Here is a 437-nt window from a genome sequence, read left to right as displayed (position 1 = left end):
TTTACACCAACAGAAAAGATGAGTAAGTCCCGAGTCTTCATGTCTCTCTTTTTCTCAGGGCAGACTGAGATGCGTGCGATGTGTTTAGGCTAAAGCAGCTTGGCTCGAAGCAACAAGTTTTGGGCCATCTTCGGAGAAGCAGGCCTCCTTGTCCTCAGCCTTGCAGCACTTATCCAAGAAAGCTGTAAATTCGCCCAACACGGTCCTCAGCTGTGGACCCGTAGCCTTGGGTTTGTGTTTCACCAGTTCAACAAGTGCCGCTTGCTTCTTCATCTGCTTCTCCTTCTCTGGAAGTGAGCAGATATCAGCATGGAAGGTGAAGGTCTCAGCTTTAAATTCTTTGGGGACATAGGTCTCATCCACGGGCAGGGCAGAGAAACATGGCCGCCTTTCCACCACGGATCCAGTACAGCACTTGGTGACCTGCTCGCTCACTG

1 protein-coding gene is annotated in these 437 nt (G+C 50.8%); it reads right to left on the bottom strand.

Annotated features, from left to right (window positions below; all coding sequences use genetic code 11):
• Nucleotides 1–84: 84 nt before the first annotated feature.
• The coding region (locus ACWBNA_RS47885) for a hypothetical protein (protein ID WP_482710891.1) at nucleotides 85–437 on the bottom strand (353 nt) is incomplete at its 5' end.

This window comes from Streptomyces sp. Q2, from assembly GCF_056820935.1.
The sequence above is the reverse complement of the archived record's forward strand: the minus strand, read 5'-3'. Positions and strand labels throughout refer to the sequence as shown.